Genomic DNA, 17,666 nt, shown 5'->3' with positions numbered 1-17,666 from the left:
GTTAGGGCGAAACGGCCGCCTTCTCGGCCTCGACGTCGTCGTGCAGCGATTCGCCGCGGGTCTCGCGGGCGGAAAGCAGCGCGATCGTCGTGATCAGGCACATCGCCGCGACGTACAGCGACACCGGCACGGTGCTGTGCCAGGCCGAGAACAGCGCGACGGCGATCAGCGGCGCGACGGCCCCGGCGGCGATCGACGACAGCTGCCCGCCGACGGAAAGGCCGGTGTAGCGCACCCGGGTCGGGAACTGCTCGGCGAAGAAAGCGGCCTGCGGGCCGTACATCGCGCCGTGCAGCACCAGCCCGACGGTCGCGGCCAGCACGATCACCGCCGACGACTTCGTGTCCAGCAGCGCGAAGAACGCGAAGCCCCACACGGCCATCCCGATCGCGCCGAACAGGTAGACCGGACGCCGTCCGACGCGGTCGGACAGCGCGCCCCACACCGGGATCGTCACGAAGTGCACGGCCGAGCCGATGAGGACGGCGGTCAGGCCGACGCCCTTCGGCAGGTGCAGCCCGGTCGTGACGTACACCAGGATAAACGCGGTGATCACGTAGTACGAGACGTTCTCGGCCATCCGGGCACCGATGGTGATCAGCACCTGCCGCCAGCTGTTGCGGAAGACGTCGACGACCGGGACGTGCTTGTCGGCGCGCGCCTCGGCCTGGCGCTGCGCGGCGAGGAACACCGGCGACTCGGCGACGGCCAGCCGGATCCACAGCCCGATCAGCAGCAGCACCCCGGAGAGCAGGAACGGGACGCGCCAGCCCCACGACAGGAACGTGGCATCGGACTGCGTGGCCGACAGGACGGCCAGCACGGCGGTGGCCAGCAGGTTCCCGCCGGGCGCGCCGCACTGCGGCCAGCTGGCCCAGAACCCGCGGCGGCGGTCGTCGCCGTGTTCGGAGACGATCAGGACGGCCCCGCCCCATTCCCCGCCGAGCGCGAAGCCCTGGACGAGCCGCAGCAGCGTGAGCAGCAGGGGTGCCGCGACACCCGCGGTGGCGTACGTCGGCAGGACGCCCATCAGGCAGGTCGAGCCGCCCATCAGGACGAGGCTGAGGACCAGCAGTTTCTTGCGGCCGAGCCGGTCGCCGAAGTGCCCGAAGACCAGCCCGCCGATCGGGCGGGCCAGGAACCCGACGGCGTAGGTCAGGAACGCCAGCAGCGTGCCGGTGAGCGGGTCCGCCGTCGGGAAGAACAGCTTGTTGAAGACGAGGGCGGCGGCCGAGGTGTAGAGGAAGAAGTCGTACCACTCGATGGTGGTGCCGATCAGGCTCGCGCCGACGATCTTGGCGATCGCCGACCGGTGGGGTTGGCTCACTGCGGGCTCCACTTCCTTGTGGTTGATGCGGGCGGTTAAGCGGCGGTCCAACCGCCATCGAGGGGAACTGAGGCCCCGGTGATGTGACCGGCGTGCGGCGAGCACAGCCACACCACCAGGGAAGCGACGTCTTCGGGTTCGATGAGCTTCTTGATCGCGGCCCGCTTGAGGAGCACTTCGGAGACGACGTCCTCACGCGGGATGTCGTGCTCGGCGGCCTGGGCGTCGATCTGCCCGTCGACGAGCGGGGTGCGCACGTAACCCGGGTTCACGCAGTTGCTGGTGACCCCGTGCTCGGCGCCTTCGAGCGCGGCGACCTTCGAGAGGCCTTCCAGGCCGTGCTTGGCGGCGACGTAAGCGGACTTGTAGGCGGAGGCGCGCAGCCCGTGGACGCTCGACATGTTGACGATCCGCCCCCACCCCCGGGCGTACATGGCCGGGAGGGTGTGCCGGATGAGCAGGAAGGGAGCGGTGACCATCAGGGTCTGGATCCGCGTGAAGACCTCCGGCGGGAAGTCTTCGAGGGGTGCGACGTGCTGGATCCCGGCGTTGTTGACCAGGACGTCGACCTCGGCGGGGAGACCGGCGACGGAGGAGGGATCGGTGAGGTCGGCAACGTGCGCCCACCCGCCGACCTCGGCGGCGGCGGCTTCGGTGCGGCGTTCGTCGATGTCGACGACGTGCACCTTGGCCCCGGCCGCGGCGAGGGCGCGGACGCAGGCGAGGCCGATACCGCCGGCCCCGCCGGTGACGAGGGCGGTGCGCCCGTCCAGATCGCTGGTCATGGACGGGAACGGTAAGCGTGACCCCGGTCGCTAGCTATGTGTGCGGGAGCTACACCTTCGGAAGATCCAGTGTGGCCGGGCAACACAGTGCGGAGAGTAAGGCTTCCCACGATCGGGTGGAGATTTCGAGGGTGCCGCCGGAGCGGTCCTTGGTGTCGCGGATTTTTGCCGCAGGTCCGAGCGCCACTTCGACGCAGTTGTCCTTGCCTGAATAGCGGGAAGTCCGCCACTCACCCATCCGAGCCTCCGAGTTCGGCGATCACCTCCCCGATGAACGCACAGCTGTCCTGCTCGCTCAGGGCAAGCGCCGCCAGAGTCTTCGCGGCCGCCCGGTAACCGGCGACCTGGTCCTCATCGTAGAGGTAGCCGCTCGCCTGAAATTGCTCGATGAACACGATGGGCGGCAGCTGCTCGAAGCCGAGGATGGCGAACGGTCCGCAGAGCCCCGGGTGACAGCTCGAACTGCCGCGGAGCACCTGCACGGAAACGCTCCGCCGCCGTGCCAGATCGAGCACGAGCCGAAGCTGCTCGGCCATGACCGGCGGCTCGATGAACCCGGGGCGCAAGGCGGCTTCGCCGATAACCGCCTGGTAGGGAACCGGCCTCGGCCCGGTGAGCAGGTCCCGGCGAACCTGCCGCGCCAGCGTCTGCCGTTCGATGTGCTCATCCGGCACCCCGAGCCCGGCCAGCACCACGCGGGTATAGGCGGGCGTCTGGAAGAGTCCCGGAATCAGCACCGGTTCCCAGCCGAACATCTCACTCGTCTCCCGCTCGTACTGGACATACGTGAAGGCTTTCGGGTTGGGCATCACTTTCTCGAGCCAGCTCGGCTCTCGGGCGGTGCGGGCGAGCTCCAGCAACCTCGCCCGCTCCCCCGGCTCCACCACCAGGAACCCCAAGAGCAGCGCCACCTGCTCCACCTTGGGAATCCGCTTTCCGTACTCCCAGTTGGACAGTTCCTGCGCATGCACGCCGATCTTCCGGGCCAGCTGCCGCACACCAAGGTTCTTTGCCTCCCGGCAGGTGCGCAGCCCGAACCCGAGCGCTCTCGCCCGGGGTGTCGCGAAGGGTGTTGCCATGACCGCATTGTGTCATCGGGGTCCGACATTTCCGCTGCCCCGCCCGTCGGCTGGTGTCGCGGATCCGCGTCAGTTTCGCTGCTGGTCATGGACCCGGACCACGCACTCCTGACCCGTCTTCGCGACCTCGCCGAAACGCTCCCCGGCGACGTCACCTGGCTGACCGGCCCGCCCCTGCGCGCGGACGGCCTGCGCGACCTCGGCGAGCGCCTCAGCTGTCTCGGCGCGGACCTGATCAGCCGCGCGGGCGTCCTCGACGAGATCGCCGCCGCCCGGCTGCCTTCCCACGGCTGGATCCCCGAGTGCGGGCCGGAACCGCGTCGCCGGCTCAGCCACTACGTCGGCCGCGGCGAGGTGCGGCTCGGCCTCATCTACTTCGCGAGCTGCGGCGCGGGCTGCTTCCCCTTCTACGGCACCGATCCCGCGGGCAAGACCGCGCGGCACGAGCGGTGCGAGAAGTGCGTCAAAGAGGCGTACCGGCTCATGAGCGTTCCGCCAGCACCGCGAGATAGTGCACGTTCGTCATGATCCCGAGGACGTTGCCGAACGGGTCGACGACCGAGGCCGTCACGAAACCCGGCCCGCGTTCGATCATCGGCTCGTACTCCTCCGCGCCCAGCTCCAGCAGGCGGGCGAAGGTCGCTTCGAGGTCGTCGACGTGCCAGCGGACGATCTCGCCGCCCGGCTCGGTGTGCGTGAAGGGGGCGTACTTGCGGTCGATGATCCCGAGTTCGTGCCGGTAGTCGCCGATCCGGAACTCGAAGTACCCCGGGACCTCGTAGTACGGCGCCATCCCGAGGAACTCCGTGTACCAGGCCTTCGCGGCCTCGTGGTCTTCGGCGTAGTAGGTGACGGTGGCCATCCCTCGCAGCATGTCCTGCTCCTCTCCAGCGGTGTGGAGCCATCATGCGGAGGAAAAGTGCTCATCGAGTGACCACTTTTCCTGCGACACTTTCCCCATGCGCGCGGACCGCCTCGTGGCCACCCTCCTGCTGATGCAGACGCGGGGCCGCGTCACGGCCGCCGAGCTGGCCGCCGAGCTGGAGATCTCCGTCGCGACCGCCCGCCGCGACCTCGAAGCCCTCTCGGCCGCCGGCGTGCCCGTCTACCCGCAGCCGGGCCGCGGCGGGGGCTGGCAGCTCGTCGGCGGGGCACGCACCGACCTCTCGGGGCTGAGCGCGCGCGAAGCCCAGGCGCTGTTCCTGCTGGCCGGCCCGGCCGCGGCGGGCGCACCCGAGGTCAAGTCGGCGCTGCGGAAGCTGATGGGCGCGCTGCCGGGCACGTTCCGGGCGGACGCCGAGGCGGCGGCGGACGCGGTCGTCGTCGACCAGGTGGGCTGGGGTGAACGTCCGAAGGAACGGCCGCCGATGGTCACGCTGCTGCGGGACGCCGTCATCGCGCGCCGCCGCGTCCGCCTCGCGTACGCCGGGCGCGAGAAGTCCGAGCGGCTCGTGGATCCGTGGGGCCTGGTCGACAAGGACGAGGTCTGGTACCTGGTCGCGGGCACGGCGAAGGGCCGGCGCACCTTCCGCGTCGACCGGATCGTCTCGGCCACCCCGACCGATGAGCCCGCGGACCGTCCGCCGGACCTGGAGGTGGCCCGGGTGTGGCGGGACGTCGTCGAGGAGATGGAAAAGCGGCGTTCGCTGCTCAGCGCGGACGTGGTGCTCGACCGGCGGCTCTTCGGGGTGTTCCAGGGACGGTTCGGGCGGCACTGCGAACTGGTCTCGGAGCTGCCCGGGGAGCGGGTCCGCGCGCGGGTGGCCGCGCCGGCGCCGGTGATGATCGCGCAGGAGCTGGCGGGGTGGGGCGCGCTGGTCGAGGTCGAAGGCCCGGAGTCGGTGAAGGCCGAGCTGGCGCGGCTGGGCGCGGAACTCGTCGCCCGCTACGGAACGTGATCACACGCCGACCGATCCACTTTGGCCATGATGTCGGAAATGTCCCACTCGACAGCTTCGCCTCTTCCAGGGCGCCCACGACGTCTTCGAACCCCGCCTGTCGATCACGTCGAACGGCCGGACCGCCACTATGCATGGTGAACGCCGTTCATAAGTCTACAATGGACACGCGAAGGACCTACTGCGAGTGTCCGTTACCCGCTGGTATCTGGCCGTTCGGAGTATCCCCGATCACCCGTTTGCTGCTATTGTGACGCCTCCGTGACCTGAACGTGCGTTCGGTGACACTTCGGTGAGGGCAGACAATGCGTGACGATGTGGTCGAAGCGAGTGCCGTGGTGGGGCACCCGCCGGACGTGGTCTGGCAGATCGTCGGATCGCCGGAGTGGTACTCGCGGTTCGTGCCGGAGATCAGCTGGTGCGAGATCCAGGAGCCGGCCGCGCGCGGACGCGGCCCGCGGGGCGTGATCCGGATCGTCCCCGCGCGGGGACCGATGCTCGAAACCCAGATGCAGGCCGTCGTCTACCGGCCGGGCGAGCACGTCGTGTGGTGCGGCGTCCCGGACGAGGGCACCTGGGTCTCCCTGGAGCTGAGACCGCTGGCCGGCGGCAAGACCGAGCTGTTCGTGCGGATGATGCTGCCGCCGTCGCACCTGGAACTCGTCTCGTCGATCAAGAAGGACGTCCGCGCCCTCGCCCGTCGCCTCGACCTGCACCTGGCCGGCGAGCACGACCCCGAAACCGACGGCGAGACCAACAAGGCCACCAAGCTGCGCACCACGAGCATCCTGCTGCGCGCCGGCGTGCTCAGCGCCGGACGGCCGGACAAGCTCGCGCGGCAGCTGAACTCCCTCGCCCAGTGGGGCGCCACGGTCGCGGGCGGCTACCAGGCCGCGGCGGCCCGCGTCCCGGACGAGCTCGCCCTGCACGACGAACGCAGCGTCCGCACGTTCCGCCAGGTCCAGGAGCGCAGCGACCGGCTCGCCAACGCGCTGAGCGAACTCGGCGTCGTCGAGCGCGACCGGATCGCGCTGATGTGCCGCAACCACGCCGCGATGATCGAGTCGTTCGTCGCCGCCAGCAAGCTCGGTGCCGACGTCATCCTGCTCAACACCGGCCTGTCCGCCGCCTCGGTCAAGGACGTGCTCGCCGAGCACCAGCCCTCCGCCGTGCTGGCCGACGACGAGTTCGCGCAGACCATCGCGAACGTGCCCGGCGACTTCGCCCGGATCAGCACCTGGCCGGACGCCGACGCCGGCTACCCGACCGTCGACGAGCTGATCCAGGCCGCGCCCGCCGACCGCCCGAAGCCGGTCGAGCGGCCGGGCCGGCTGATCGTGCTCACCTCCGGCACCACCGGGACGCCGAAGGGCGCGCGCCGCCCCACGCCGAAGGGGCTGGGCACCGCCGCGGCGATCCTCGACCGGATCCCGCTGCGGGCCGGCGACCGGCTGCTCGTCGCGGCGCCGCTGTTCCACACGTGGGGCCTCGCCGCGATGCAGATCGGGATGGCGCTGCGGGCGTCGCTCGCGCTGATCCGCAAGTTCGACGCCGAAGAGACGTTGCGGACGATCGCCGAGCAGAAGTGCGACGCGCTGTTCGCCGTGCCGATCATGCTGCAGCGGATCATGGACCTGCCCGAACGCGTCCGCGCGCGCTACGACGTGTCGTCGCTGCGGATCGTGGCCAGCAGCGGCTCGGCGATGTCGGGGCCGTTCGTCACGCAGTTCATGGACACCTTCGGCGACGTCCTCTACAACTTCTACGGCTCGACCGAGGTGTCCTGGGCCAGCATCGCCGACCCGGCCGACCTGCGCGCCGCGCCGACGACGGCCGGCCGCTGCCCGCTCGGCACGCGGCTGGCGATCCTGGACGAGGACCGCAAGCCGGTGCCGCCGGGCGGCGAAGGCCAGATCTTCGTCGGCAACGACATGCTGTTCGAGGGCTACACGAGCGGAACCGATCCGGCCCGCGCGGCCGACATGATGGCCAGCGGCGACGTCGGCTACCTCGACGCGGCGGGCCGCCTGTTCGTCACCGGCCGGGCCGACGAAATGATCGTCTCGGGCGGCGAAAACGTGTTCCCGCGCCCGGTGGAGGAGGCCTTGGTGGCCCTCCCGGGCGTCCACGACGCGGCGGTGGTCGGCGTGGCGGACGCGGAGTGGGGCCAGCGACTGGCGGCGTACGTCGTCCCGCGCCGGGGCGCGTCGCTGCACGCGGAGGACATCCGCCAGTACATCCACCACCGGCTGGCCCGGTTCGCGGTGCCGCGGGACGTGTATTTCGTCCCGGACCTGCCGCGCAACGCGACGGGCAAGATACTCAAGCGGCTGCTGCACGACGACACCTGGCCGGCGACCAGCGAATACTGATGCCCGAACACACCCCGGACGGCCGGTACATCATCGTGAACGGCCGCCGCTGGCGCGCGACGGACCCGGAGATCCCCGCCGACGTCCGCGACCGCCTGCAGAAGCACCTGATGGCGGCCCGGCGCGTCCAAGACCGCGCGCGCGTCCAGGCGGCGAAGGTCGCGCTGGGCGAGCGCGGTGCGCCGTGGTGGGAGCAGACGTCCGCGCAACGCCGGGCGCGGTGGGAAAACGGCTTGGCCGAGCTGGATCAGCCGACCGGCTGACGCTCCCCCAAGCGCCCCAATGTGGCCTTGGTTGCGTCTGACGCATCCAATGTGGCCTTCGGTGCGTCTGACGCACCGAAGGCCGCCTTGGGGCGCTGGCAACCGGTCAACGAGCGTCGGCCGGTTCAGCCGACCGGCTGACGGAGCACCGTCTTGAGCTTCGCGGGCTCGGTCCGGCGCGGGTCGCCGAGGTAGACCTCGTGGTGCAGCCCGGCCTCCTTCAGCCCGTGCTCCGCCAGGAATCCGTCGTGCAGGCGGGCCAGGATCGGCCCCTCGTCGTCGTACGAGCCGATGTGGAGCACCTGCGCGCACCGGCCCTCGTGCAGCTTCTCGAACCGGACCGGCGCGTCGAGCTTCTTCTTGCGCCGCACGGTTTCCCGGGCCTCCTCGACGGCGTCCTCACCGATCCACGGCGGCTGCGCGATGAGCATCGTCCACTGCCAGGAATCCTTGGCTCGCACGGTGAACGCCGCGTAGTCCTCGGCCCACCACAGGCCTTCCAACGGACCCACGACGAAGTCTTCCCTTCGCTGCTTCGCCGCCATCTTGATCGTGTACGCGAAGGCGTAGAGCGCCTCGACGGCTTTCTGGTAACTCTCCGCCGTGTTCGGGTTGCCGCGGCCGTCGATCGCGAGGAACTGCTGCTCGGGCACGTCGAGCAGCGCCCAGTCGCGGTTCTTCGGAGCGTAGAGCTCCTTCAGTTCCTTCTTGAGGTCGTACGGCATCAGGTCATTCCTTCCAGCCAGCGGGCTTCCGCCTCGAGTTGCGCGATGGAGTAGTCGAAGATCGCCCGGACGAACGGCGGCGCGTGGTCCTGGGCCGCGGCGGCGCGCCGGACCTCGGCCAGCCGCTCCCCGACCGCCTCCGCGCGCCGGGCCAGCGCGGCCGCGAGCCGTTCGGGCGGGACGGCCGGGCTGTTGGCCAGGCCGACCAGCACCGGCGGGTGCACCGGCCGCAGCTCCGCGATGGCGGCTTCGGCGGCCGCCGCGCACGCCTGGCGGCCCGCTTCGGTGACCGTGAACGTCTTCTTGGCCTTGGCGTGCGCTCGTTCCGCTTCGACCTCGGCGACCAGGCCTTTCTCACGGAGTTTTCCCAGGACGTAGTAGATCGAGCTGAAGCCGAGCGCCGTCCAGTCGCGCATGCCGCGTTCCGAGACGACCTCGTCCAGCTCGTAGCCGTGCCTCGGCCGCTCGGCCACCAGGCCCAGCACCGTCAGCTCCGCGTCGGTCAGCACGGCCGTACTCTAGCACTAGAATACTCGCCACCCACAAAATGTCGGTGGTGACTGGCATGCTTCACCTCGTACCGGAAAGCGAGGGAGAACAGTGGGGGGACAGGTGGTGACGGCGGTGCCGTGGACCGCGGAACGCGTGGCCGGGCTGGCGCCGGATCCCGCGTCGGAAAAGGCGGGCCGGGCGCTCGCCACGCCGGCGAGGTGGTCGGGCGCGGGCGCGTCCGAAGACGCCGTGTGGGGCTTCTGCCGGGGAAGCGGCAAGAAGCCGTACCAGACGTGCGTCGAGCTCGCCGAGCCCGCGTTCCGGTGTTCCTGTCCCAGCCGGAAGTTCCCGTGCAAGCACGCGCTGGGGCTCCTGCTGCTTTGGGCGGCCGGCCAGGTCGACGCCGCGGAACCACCCGAGTGGGTGCACACGTGGCTGGCCGAACGCGCCGACCGCGCACGGCGAGCGGAGAAGCGCGCCGAGGCGGCGGGGCCGAAAGACGAGGAGGCGGCCGCGCGGCGTGCTGCCGAGCGGGCGGCGCGCGTCGAAGGTGGTGTCGCGGAGCTGAAGGTCTGGCTCACCGACCGGATCGGCGCGGGTTTCGCGGGCTTCGAGCGCACCGGCGGCGAGGAGCTGCGCACGGTCGCGGCGCGGATGGTCGACGCCCAGGCATCGGGTCTCGCGGGCGGATTGCGCCGGGCGGCGGGCCTCGTCGGCCGGCGCGACTGGCCGGAGGCGCTGCTGGCCGAGCTGTCCCAGCTGTACCTGCTCGCCGACGCGGCCACCCGCCTGGACTCGCTGCCACCCGCGCTGGCGGAAACGGTCCGCACGAGGCTCGGTTTCTCGGTGGAAACCGCCCGGGTCCTGGAAAGCGGCGAGCGCGTCGCGGACGAATGGCTGATCACGGGCGCGGCCGACGAGGAAAACGACCGCCTGCTCACCCGCCGGACGTGGCTGCGCGGCCTCGCCACGGGCCGGGACGCGCTGGTGCTGTCGTTCGCGCCGCCGGGCCGTCCCCTCGACGCGACATTGCCACCGGGCCACCGGCTGACCGCGCACCTGGCGTTCTACCCGGGCGCGGCCCCGATGCGCGCCCTGGTGGCGGAGCGCGGGATCCCGTTGCCGGCCCCCACGGCCGAAGGCGGTTCCATCGCGGACGCCTTGGCGGCCCACGCGCGGGCGATGGCGGCGGACCCGTGGCTGGAGCGCTGGCCGGTGCTGCTGTCGGGCGTCACCCCGGCGGAACACGCGGGCGGCTGGTGTCTGTCCGAACCGGACGGAACAGCGCTGCCGCTCGTGCCGTCCGCGTTCCCCTGGTCGTTGCTGGCGTTGTCGGCGGGCCGTCCGCTGACGGTGGCGGGCGAGTGGAGCCAAGCGGGGTTGCGGCCGTTGACCTGCTGGCACGAAGGCCGGGCGGTGCGGCTGTGAATCCCGAAGCCACGCCGAGCGGTCCCGATCCGCACCCGAGTCCGGCGCTGCGGCCGCGCACCTCGAAGCCCGACCATCCCGAACCCACCCACTCCGAAAGGCGGTGAAGCCGTGAAAGCCTGGGAAGACCTCGTCGGCACCGCCCTCCTCGGCACCCGGCGGCGCACCCTGGACCCGTCCGCCCAGCCGGCCGCCGTCCGGGAGCTCGTCGCCGATCGCCGCGACCCCGCCGAGCAGCTGCTCGCCGCCGCGGCCGTGCTAGCCACCTACCGGCGGGCCGGGCGGCAGCCGCTGCGCGACGTCCGGCCGCTGCCCGTGGCACCCGAAGACGAGCGCCCGTTCGTCCCCGCGCTCGCCCGGGACCGGCTCGGACGCCTGCTGGCCGCCAGCCACCCCGATCTCCTCCTCGAGTGGCTCGGCATCGTGGCCGGCACCGGCTACCGCGTCCCGCCGGAAACCCTGCCGCTGCTCGCCGAGGCCGCCCGCACCAAAGCCGCCCTGCGCGGGCCGCTCGCCGCCGTGGCCGGGCCCGTCGGGGCCTGGCTCGGCCAACGGAACCCCGATTGGGCGTTCCTGGCCGCGCCGCCCGAAGAATCCGGCGACGTCTGGCAGTACGGCAGCCTCGCCCAGCGCCGCCGGTGGCTCGCCGACCGACTCGCCCGAGACCCGGATGCCGCCCGCGAAGCCCTCACCTCTTCCTGGAAGACCGAGCCCGCCGACGTCCGGGCCGACTTCCTCGGTGTCCTCTCCGGACACGTGCGCCCCCAGGACGAAGCATTCCTCGAAGCCGCGCTCACCGATCGGGCCGCCGCCGTCCGGGAACAGGCCGCCGATCTGCTCGGCCGGCTGCCCGGCACGCGCTACGGCGAGAGCATGGCCGAACGGCTGCGTCCGCTGGTCCGCCGCCGGGGCCGGGTCCTCGAAGTCACCGTCCCGCAGGGGGAACGCGGTGACGGCACCGTCCGGCTGCGCACCCTCGTCGCGTCCGCTCCCCTGGCGTTCTGGACGGAGTTCGGCCCGCCGGCCGAGGTCGTGCGGATGACCGTCGAAGGCTGCCCGGCCGCCGTGCTGCGGGACTCCTGGGCCACCGCCGCCCTGCGGCAGCGCGACGAGACCTGGGCGCAGGCGCTGATCGGCGCCGACCCCGGCGGGCGCACCACCCCGTCGCTGCTCGGCGTGCTGAGCCCGGGCAGCCAGGCCGCCACCGTCGGGCACCTGATCAGCCGGCTGCCCGTCGAATCCTTCGCGCGGCTGGTGCACGAGCTCCCGCGGCCGTGGACGAAGGAGCTCGGCACCGCGCTGCTCGACTGGATCGCCCGCCAGGACGACCACCGCCTGGTTTCGCACGCCGCCGTCGTGATCGCGCGCGCGGTCCCACCGGAGTGCCTGCGCCACCCGCTGGCCACCACCCGCCTGACCATGGACGCCGGGCCGTGGCGCCGGGCGCTCACCGAAACGCTGAACTTCCGCCGCGAAATGTACGAGGAGCTCGCATGACCGCCCCCACCGTCCTCCGGCCGCACGCCGAACAGGACCACGCCGCCGAGCTGGCCGCGCTGGCCGCCGCCGACGACCGGGCGAAGCCGCCCAGCTGGAACCTGTCGCCGTGGGCCGTCGTCGAGTACCTGCTCGGCGGCACGCTGCCGGACGGCACTGTCATCACCCCGAAGTACGTCGGCCCGCGGCGGCTGATCGAGGTCGCCGTCGCCACCCTCGCCACCGATCGCGCGCTGCTGCTGCTCGGCGTGCCCGGCACGGCGAAGACGTGGGTGTCCGAGCACCTCTCGGCCGCCATCAGCGGGGATTCGACGCTGCTGGTGCAGGGCACCGCGGGAACGTCGGAGGAGTCGATCCGCTACGGCTGGAACTACGCCCGGCTGATCGCCGAGGGGCCGAGCCCCGCCGCCCTGGTCGAAAGCCCGGTGCTGCGCGCGATGCGCGACGGCAAGCTGGCCCGGCTCGAGGAGCTGACGCGCATCCCCGCGGACGTCCAGGACTCGCTGATCACCATCCTGTCGGAGAAGACGCTGCCGATCCCGGAGCTGGGCACCGAGGTGCAGGCGCGGCCGGGCTTCAACCTGATCGCGACGGCGAACAACCGAGACAAGGGCGTCAACGAGCTGTCCAGCGCGCTGCGGCGGCGGTTCAACACGGTGGTCCTGCCGCTGCCAGACAGTGCCGAGGCCGAAGTCGAGATCGTCAGCCGGCGGGTCGCCGAGCTGGGCGCGTCGCTGAAGCTGCCGGCCGAAGCCGCCGAGCTGAGCGAGATCCGCCGCGTGGTCACGGTGTTCCGCGAGCTCCGCTCGGGCCGCACGGAAGACGGCCGCACGGCGGTGAAGTCGCCATCCGGCACGCTGTCGACCGCCGAGGCGATCAGCGTGCTCACCGGCGGGCTCGCCCTGGCCGCCCACTTCGGCGACGGCGTCCTGCGCCCGCACGACATCGCGGCGGGCATCCACGGCGCCGTGGTCAAGGACCCGGTGGCCGACCGCGCGATCTGGATCGAATACCTGGAGACCGTGGTCCGCGAACGCGACGGCTGGGCCGACTTCTACCGGGCGGGCCAGGAGATCTCTTGACCACCCACCTGCTCGGCATCCGTCACCACGGCCCGGGATCCGCCCGGGCCGTGGCGACGCGGCTCGCCGAAGTCGAACCCGACGTCGTCCTCATCGAGGGACCGCCCGAGGCCGATGCCCTGGTCGAGCTCACCGAGGACCCGGCCATGCAGCCGCCGGTCGCGCTCCTGGCGTACGCGACCGACGACGTCTCGCGGGCCGCGTTCTGGCCGTTCGCCGTCTTCAGCCCCGAATGGCAGGCGCTCGCCTACGCCCGCGAGGCCGGAATTCCGGTGCGGTTCTGCGACCTCCCGGCCGCGCACACGTTCGCCGCGCCGCCGGACGAGCACGCCGGCCCGCCGGTCGATCCCCTCGCCTTGCTGGCTTCGGCGGGCGGCTACGACGACCCGGAACGCTGGTGGGACGACGTCGTCGAATCGCGGCGGGACAGCGAAAGCCCGTTCGAGGTGATCGCCGACGCGATGACCGCGGTGCGCGAGGACGAGAAACCCCCGCAGGGCAACGAAGCCCGTCGCGAGGCCTACATGCGCTCGGTGCTGCGCCGCACCCGCAAAGACGGCTTCGAGAACATCGCCGTCGTCTGCGGTGCCTGGCACGTGCCCGCGCTGGCCGACCCGTTGCCGCCTGCCTCGCACGACCAGGCGGTCCTCAAAGGACTGCCGAAGCGGAAGGTCGCGTGCACCTGGGTGCCGTGGACCCACGGGCGCCTCGCCACGGCCAGCGGCTACGGCGCGGGCGTGCGGTCGCCGGGCTGGTACCACCACCTGTTCACCACGGCCGACGACGTCACCGCGCGCTGGCTCGCCGGGGTCGCGGCCGTGCTGCGGGAGGAGGACCTGCCCGTCTCGACCGCGCACGTGATCGAGGCGGTCCGCCTCGCCGAGACCCTGGCCACGCTGCGGGGCCGGTCGTCGGCCGGGCTGGCCGAGGTCACCGAAGCCACCCGGGCCGTGCTGTGCGGCGGCGACGAGGTGCAGGTCGAGCTCGTCACGCGGCGGCTGGTGGTCGGCGAACGGCTCGGCGAAGTGCCGGACAGCGTCCCGCAGCCGCCGCTGGCCGCGGACCTGACCGCGACCGCGAAACGCCTGCGGCTCAAGAAGGACCCGGTCGTCAAGGAGCTCGACCTCGACCTGCGGACCCCGGGCGGCCTCGACCGGTCGAAGCTGCTGCACCGGCTGCGGATCCTCGGCATCGAGTGGGGCAGCCGGGAGGCGTCGGCACGGCGGAACAAGGGCACCTTCCGCGAGACGTGGGCGCTGGCCTGGGAACCGTCGTTCGAGGTCGACCTCGTCGCGGCGGCCGTGTACGGCACCACCGTGCCGTCGGCGGCCACCGCGGCGGTCCGCGGCACTGTCGAAGGCACGCCGCCGCTCGACGAGGTCACCACGGCCGTGGAGAACTGCCTGCTCGCCGACCTGCCGGAGGCGCTGCCCGAAGCGCTCGCGGCGCTCGACGCCCGGGCGGCGGCGGACGCGGACGTCGCCCGGCTGATGTCGGCCCTGCCCGCACTGGCCAGGGCGACCCGGTACGGCAACGTCCGCGGCACCGACACCGGCGCGCTGCGGGCGGTCGCCGACCGGATGCTGGACCGGATCTGCGCCGGCCTGCCCCCGGCCGCCCACGGCATCGACGACGACGCCGCGGCCCGGCTGGCCCAGCTCATCGACGGCGTGCACGACGCCACCTCCCTGCTGGGCGACGAGGCGAAGGAACGCTGGCTGGCGGCGCTGGCCCGGCTGGCCGAACGGCCGTCGCTGCCCCCGCTGCTCGCCGGACGCCTCACCCGAATCCTGCACGACGCCGGGCAGTTCGACGCGCTCGACATCGAACTGCGGCTGGGCCGGGCCCTCACGCCGGGCGTCACACCGTCGGCCGGCGCGGCCTACGTCGAGGGCTTCTTCGACGGCGGCGCGCTGCTGCTGGTGCACGACGAAGGCCTGCTGCGGGTGATCGACGCCTGGCTGGCGGCGATCCCCGACGACGTCTTCACCGAGGTGCTTCCGTTGCTGCGCCGCACGTTCGGCGCGTTCAGCGGGCCCGAGAAGCGGGCGATCGGACAGCGCGCGGCCGGGCTCACCGGCACCGCGCGGGTGGTGGCGGTGGCCGACGAACTGGACGAGGACCGGGCCGAGCGCGTGCTGCCGGTCCTGGCGACGCTGCTGGGGGTGGGAGCATGAGCACCGATACCGATCGCGTGCGGCGCTGGCGGCTGGTGCTGGGCGGGGACGGCGCCGGGCCGGGGTCGGGCCTGGAGGACGCTCAGCTGTCCGATGAGGACAGTGGGGTGGACGCGGTGCTGGCCGCCCTCTACGACAAACCCGACGAGGAGGCCGCGGGCGGACCGCGCAGCGCGAACCTGGGCGCGTCGGCCCCGCGGGTCGCGCGCTGGCTGGGCGACATCCGGCGCTACTTCCCGAGCACCGTCGTGCAGGTGATGCAGCGCGACGCGGTCGACCGGCTCGGGCTCACCCGGATGCTGCTGGAGAAGGAGCTGCTGTCGGCGGTCGAGCCGGACGTCCACCTGGTCAGCACGCTGCTGTCGCTGAACAGCGTGCTGCCGGAGGAGACGAAGGAGACCGCGCGCGAGGTGGTCCGCAAGGTCGTCACGGAGCTGGAGGAACGGCTCGCCGAGCGCACCCGCGCAGCGATCCGGGGCGCGCTGGACAAGGCGTCGCGCACGCACCGGCCGCGGCCCGGCGACGTCGACTGGGCGCGCACGATCCACGCGAACCTCAAGCACTACTCCCCCGACCTGCGCACGATCGTCCCGGAGAAACTGATCGGCTTCGGACGGCGGCAGCAGGCGGTGCAGCGGGACGTGATCCTGGCCGTCGACCAGTCGGGCTCGATGGCGGAGTCGGTGGTGTACTCGGGGTTGTTCGGCGCGGTGCTGGCGTCGATGCGGGCGTTGAAGACGTCGTTCGTCGCGTTCGACACGGAGGTCGCGGACCTCACCGAGCACCTCGCCGACCCGGTGGACGTCCTGTTCGGCACCCAGCTGGGCGGCGGCACGGACATCAACCGGGCGATCGCGTACTGCCAGGGCCTGGTCGAGCGCCCGGAGCGGACGCTGCTGGTGCTGATCAGCGACCTCTACGAGGGCGGCGACGAAGACGAGCTGCTGCACCGCATCGCCGAGCTGGCCGGCGCGGGGGTCCAGGTGGTGACGCTGCTGGCACTGTCGGACTCGGGCGCACCCTCGTACGACCACGAGAACGCGGCGGCACTGGCCGAGCTGGGCATCCCGGCCTTCGCGTGCACCCCGGACCAGTTCCCCGACCTGATGGCCGCCGCCATCCGCGGCGACGACCTCCAGGGCTGGGTGGCCCGGGAGACCAGCTGAGTTGCGGAATGAAACCGACGGGTGGGCAGTTGAAGCGAGTGCGGGGAAGACGGTCCCGCAGGAAGGACGGCTCGCCATGAAGGTCCGCAGCTCGCTCCGCTCGCTCGCCAGCCGGGTGCCCAGGTCATCCGCCGCGGCGCGAAGGTAGTGGTGATCAACAAGGACAACCCGCGCTCGAAGGCCCGCCAGGGCTGACCGGGACGCGACGCACCTGGGCCCGGAACCTCGCGAGGTTCCGGGCCCAGGTGGTGCTCATCTGTCCTTTCGGCTCCGGCCGAGGAAGTGGCCGACGACACCGCTGCCGACACGAGGGCAGCGGCCATTTCGCAAACCCAGCCGTCGGGCGACCAGGTGTTTCACTACTTGGCGCGCTGCCGCCTGCGCTTCCTGCTGCTCCAAAAGTTGCTCGTCACCACGACCATCACGACCACAACGGTCGCAATGATCCCCTCAAGAATCGCTTGCCCGAAAGGTTCGCCAAACAGAAACCTGAAACCCAGGACGAGCACGACAAGCAGCACAGGAGTAGCCACCAAGAAGTACGTCAACGACCCGGTCTTCTTCTCTTTCATGGCTATCTCCCCTGGATCATTGGTCAGCTGAACGGATTTAGGGCGCCGACGCAAGCGCCGACTCCGGCGATAAGGGCTGCGCCAGGCTTCCCCGTGACCCAAGCAAACAACGTGCCACTGAGAAACGCGTACTCGCATTTCTGTTCATGCGGGAAGAGCTGGCCTCCGCCGCATACCTGCGAGCCACCAGCCACAGTGATCGACTTCTTACCCGCCGGGCACGAGATCGCTCCGCTGGCATCGGCGTTGTTGACCGGGTCGCCCTGGCCGTAGGCGTAGGCGTTCGCTTCCTGACCGGTCGGGTCAGGCTGGGTGAACCGGGCGTAGGCCGGGTTGTAGTGCCGGTAACCGGTCAGATATTCACTGCTGGCCAGCTGGTAGGTACCCAGCCACCGCAGCCGGTTGGCCGAGCCCGCCGAGCCGGTGATGCCGGTGTTGAACCCATAGGGCGTGTACGTGTAACCAGCGGTCACCGCCCCGGCATCGTCCACCAAGGCGATCACGCTGCCCTGGTAGTCGGTGATGGCGTTGTGGTGCTTACCCGCGGCATCGACCAGCCCGGTGAGCTTGCCGTCGATGTCGTGGGCGTACGTGGTACCCGCGCCGTTGTCCACGGTCCGGGAAATGCCCAACGCCGTGCGGGTGAAAACGTGCGTGACGTCGCTCGACCCGACCCGCTCGGTGATCGACGCGGGCTGCGTCTGGTCGAGCGTGTCGTAGCCGGCAGTGAACAGCGTGCCGGAACTCGACGTGACCGAGGTCCGCTGGTTGGTGTCGCTGTAGTGGGCTTCACCGCCGGGGTT

Annotated in this window: 18 protein-coding genes and 1 pseudogene; 10 read left to right on the top strand and 9 right to left on the bottom strand. The window is 71.6% G+C overall.

Features of this window, described 5'->3' with window-relative positions; all coding sequences use genetic code 11:
• Position 1: 1 nt before the first annotated feature.
• From IE317_RS12745 to IE317_RS12730, 4 genes are read right to left on the bottom strand one after another with little or no spacing between them, the layout of a single operon-like run.
• Positions 2-1,327 (bottom strand): MFS transporter, encoded by a 1,326-nt coding sequence (locus IE317_RS12745; RefSeq protein WP_191309625.1) that lies wholly within the window; start codon positions 1,325-1,327, stop codon positions 2-4.
• Between the two features lie 35 nt (positions 1,328-1,362).
• Positions 1,363-2,112: a 3-hydroxybutyrate dehydrogenase gene (locus IE317_RS12740; protein WP_191309623.1), complete on the bottom strand. Its 750-nt coding sequence runs from the start codon at positions 2,110-2,112 to the stop codon at positions 1,363-1,365.
• A gap of 49 nt (positions 2,113-2,161) precedes the next feature.
• Positions 2,162-2,350: a DUF397 domain-containing protein gene (locus IE317_RS12735; RefSeq protein WP_191309621.1), complete on the bottom strand. Its 189-nt coding sequence runs from the start codon at positions 2,348-2,350 to the stop codon at positions 2,162-2,164.
• Positions 2,343-3,191 (bottom strand): helix-turn-helix domain-containing protein, encoded by an 849-nt coding sequence (locus IE317_RS12730; protein ID WP_191309620.1) that lies wholly within the window; start codon positions 3,189-3,191, stop codon positions 2,343-2,345. The genes IE317_RS12735 and IE317_RS12730 overlap by 8 nt, the downstream gene beginning before the upstream one ends.
• A gap of 87 nt (positions 3,192-3,278) precedes the next feature.
• Here IE317_RS12730 and IE317_RS12725 point away from each other — a divergent pair, with 87 nt between their 5' ends.
• Entirely contained in the window at positions 3,279-3,719 is a 441-nt protein-coding gene (locus IE317_RS12725) for a hypothetical protein (RefSeq protein WP_191309618.1), read from the top strand.
• On the opposite strand, the gene IE317_RS12720 is transcribed toward IE317_RS12725, so the two are convergent.
• Positions 3,673-4,065 carry a VOC family protein gene (locus IE317_RS12720; protein ID WP_191309616.1) on the bottom strand — a complete coding sequence of 131 codons (393 nt, stop codon included), beginning with the start codon at positions 4,063-4,065 and terminating at the stop codon, positions 3,673-3,675. The genes IE317_RS12725 and IE317_RS12720 overlap by 47 nt on opposite strands.
• Before the next feature lie 85 nt (positions 4,066-4,150).
• Here IE317_RS12720 and IE317_RS12715 point away from each other — a divergent pair, with 85 nt between their 5' ends.
• The 3 genes from IE317_RS12715 to IE317_RS12705 all read left to right on the top strand — a co-directional run bounded on the left by IE317_RS12715 (position 4,151) and on the right by IE317_RS12705 (position 7,724).
• On the top strand, positions 4,151-5,089 hold the full coding sequence (locus IE317_RS12715) for a helix-turn-helix transcriptional regulator (protein ID WP_191309615.1): 939 nt from the start codon (positions 4,151-4,153) through the stop codon (positions 5,087-5,089).
• A gap of 305 nt (positions 5,090-5,394) precedes the next feature.
• On the top strand, positions 5,395-7,461 hold the full coding sequence (locus IE317_RS12710) for an AMP-binding protein (RefSeq protein WP_191309614.1): 2,067 nt from the start codon (positions 5,395-5,397) through the stop codon (positions 7,459-7,461).
• Positions 7,461-7,724, top strand: a complete 264-nt coding sequence (locus tag IE317_RS12705) for a hypothetical protein (RefSeq protein ID WP_191309613.1) — start codon at positions 7,461-7,463, stop codon at positions 7,722-7,724. The genes IE317_RS12710 and IE317_RS12705 overlap by 1 nt, the downstream gene beginning before the upstream one ends.
• A 125-nt stretch (positions 7,725-7,849) precedes the next feature.
• Here IE317_RS12705 and IE317_RS12700 read toward each other — a convergent pair whose 3' ends face one another.
• Complete coding sequence (locus tag IE317_RS12700; RefSeq protein WP_191309612.1) at positions 7,850-8,449, bottom strand: GyrI-like domain-containing protein; 600 nt, start codon at positions 8,447-8,449, stop codon at positions 7,850-7,852.
• Positions 8,449-8,958 (bottom strand): PadR family transcriptional regulator, encoded by a 510-nt coding sequence (locus IE317_RS12695; RefSeq protein WP_191309611.1) that lies wholly within the window; start codon positions 8,956-8,958, stop codon positions 8,449-8,451. The genes IE317_RS12700 and IE317_RS12695 overlap by 1 nt, the downstream gene beginning before the upstream one ends.
• Positions 8,959-9,049: 91 nt before the next feature.
• Between IE317_RS12695 and IE317_RS45110 the strand changes: the two genes are divergently transcribed.
• The 6 genes and pseudogenes from IE317_RS45110 (at position 9,050) to IE317_RS12665 (ending at position 16,486) form a co-directional block, all read left to right on the top strand.
• Positions 9,050-10,369, top strand: coding sequence for an SWIM zinc finger family protein (locus IE317_RS45110; protein ID WP_268246870.1), 1,320 nt, complete (start codon positions 9,050-9,052; stop codon positions 10,367-10,369).
• Between the two features lie 111 nt (positions 10,370-10,480).
• Positions 10,481-11,866, top strand: coding sequence for a DUF5691 domain-containing protein (locus tag IE317_RS12685; protein WP_191309610.1), 1,386 nt, complete (start codon positions 10,481-10,483; stop codon positions 11,864-11,866).
• Positions 11,863-12,948, top strand: coding sequence for an ATP-binding protein (locus IE317_RS12680; protein ID WP_191309609.1), 1,086 nt, complete (start codon positions 11,863-11,865; stop codon positions 12,946-12,948). The genes IE317_RS12685 and IE317_RS12680 overlap by 4 nt, the downstream gene beginning before the upstream one ends.
• On the top strand, positions 12,945-15,125 hold the full coding sequence (locus IE317_RS12675) for a DUF5682 family protein (protein ID WP_191309608.1): 2,181 nt from the start codon (positions 12,945-12,947) through the stop codon (positions 15,123-15,125). Before IE317_RS12680 ends, IE317_RS12675 begins: the two co-directional genes overlap by 4 nt.
• Entirely contained in the window at positions 15,122-16,291 is a 1,170-nt protein-coding gene (locus IE317_RS12670; protein WP_191309607.1) for a VWA domain-containing protein, read from the top strand. The genes IE317_RS12675 and IE317_RS12670 overlap by 4 nt, the downstream gene beginning before the upstream one ends.
• Positions 16,292-16,367: 76 nt before the next feature.
• Positions 16,368-16,486, top strand: a pseudogene (locus tag IE317_RS12665) (50S ribosomal protein L36).
• A 164-nt stretch (positions 16,487-16,650) separates the two neighbouring features.
• Here the strand turns inward: IE317_RS12665 and IE317_RS12660 are convergent.
• Entirely contained in the window at positions 16,651-16,863 is a 213-nt protein-coding gene (locus tag IE317_RS12660) for a hypothetical protein (RefSeq protein WP_191309606.1), read from the bottom strand.
• 23 nt (positions 16,864-16,886) lie between these two features.
• Positions 16,887-17,666 (bottom strand): RHS repeat-associated core domain-containing protein (locus IE317_RS12655; RefSeq protein ID WP_191309605.1); only part of this gene is annotated, 780 nt, incomplete at its 5' end.

Origin of the sequence: Amycolatopsis bullii (assembly GCF_014654205.1) — a bacterium.
GTDB classification, from domain to species: Bacteria; Actinomycetota; Actinomycetes; order Mycobacteriales; family Pseudonocardiaceae; genus Amycolatopsis; species Amycolatopsis plumensis.
Note: the sequence above shows the minus strand (reverse complement) of the source record. Positions and strands in the feature narration are given on the sequence as shown.